This window comes from Bartonella jaculi, assembly GCF_039543045.1.
Lineage (GTDB): Bacteria > Pseudomonadota > Alphaproteobacteria > Rhizobiales > Rhizobiaceae > Bartonella > Bartonella jaculi.
In genome coordinates this window covers 1-1519 of the sequence record NZ_BAABIZ010000108.1, presented here as the reverse complement: position 1 = coordinate 1519, position 1519 = coordinate 1, and the positions used below count along the sequence as shown (strand labels likewise).

Below are 1519 nucleotides of genomic sequence, written 5' to 3'. Positions count from 1 at the left end.
AGCATGAACAATAGCACCATCTAAATTAATAGGACCACCTAAATCTGTATGTAAAACCGCGTGATCCTTGCCTTTGCTACCTTTTCCAGTAATCTTAACACCATCGAGATTTACCTTCCCAGCTAACATCGAAGAAACCCCATGACTGTTCATGAAATCGATTAATCCACCTGCCACCCAAACTTCTGAACGATCATAACTTAAAAGGCTTGCCTTCCCATCACGCGTCTTAATTTCTGTATCCTCTAAAAGAACAAATGAATCCTTTGTTGCCTCAACAGCTCGATTACTGTCCTCCATAATTCCCTTTTTCACCTCAATTATCCCACCCTCAGCATGAAGGGCTGTACCTGTATTCTTGAGCATTGGATTTTTCAAAACAATCTTTCCGTTCTCTGATACCGAAACACCGCGTGTAAAAGTTTTACTTGGAACTTCACTGCTAACAGTTACATTCTTTCCATCAACTATCGTATCTATCCCCTTTACTGTTATAGCAGTCTTAGAGGGATATCTGGAAACATTTTCATCTGTAATCTTATAATCTTTATTATCAATTAGGCGGCTTCCACAACCGTCACACATATAATATAAGCCATCATATATAATAAGCTTGTTAGCCCCCCCATCAGAGACTCCATCTTTAGCATAAACATATCTGCCACCACTGCTCTCCCCGCCTATTCCTTTAAGAGGGATAATATTACGCCCTCTAAGAAGGCGACCACGGTTACTCCCACCAAGATAGTTACTAGAAGAAATAACAGAGAGCACATGAGGTGGACTAAGGGGGGTACCAGTGTGCAGAGGAGTAACGGTGATATTATAATGTGGACTACTACGCCACTCTGTATTTGCACAAACCCCTATTCCATTTTGGAGCAAAGAAAGAATAGCCGTTGTAAAAGTACATAACCCCACATGATTTCTAAACACTTTAATCATAGTTCCCTCGAAACTTTATTTCCCCTCTCATTGAAAATAAAAGCACTCGTAGAAACATCTCGGTGAGCACATCAAAACAAAAAAGATGTAACCAAAAGAATGCACCTACTGCTCATTTGACCTGTGCAATGAATTACCCAAATAAACTTGGTGCAAAATCTACCCCCCCAAGATAACAACCATTTATAGGTAAACAACCATACGACACAACTTAAACGTGTATAATGCATTCTGTATTTCTTGTAAAGTGAAAATAAAACCATAGAGTGCAAATTAATAAAACGCACAACCTATCATTGTGGCATTTAAAAGATTGACAAAAGATATGCGTGAAAAAGATTGCTAAAATCAGTAACAGGCAAATTAAAAACTAGACTTACGAGGCATAAAGTACCATAGCGGATAAATCAAATCCATATAAAGCAAGACTAACAGTAAGCTTCCTCAGTCATTAAAGAGCCCCGAGAAGCAGTCACTGTATCGTATCATTATCACCAAAAACTTTAAGGAAATTCACTTTAACATAGAAAGGCGTTTTCACGCGTAAAATGCAAAAAAATATTATGCCTTATTT

1 pseudogene is annotated in these 1519 nt (G+C 38.2%); it reads right to left on the bottom strand.

Annotation, left to right across the window (positions count from 1 at the left end):
• Positions 1–945 (bottom strand): annotated as a pseudogene (locus ABD915_RS09595) (autotransporter outer membrane beta-barrel domain-containing protein); the annotation flags it as partial.
• Between the last annotated feature and the right edge of the window lie 574 nt (positions 946–1519).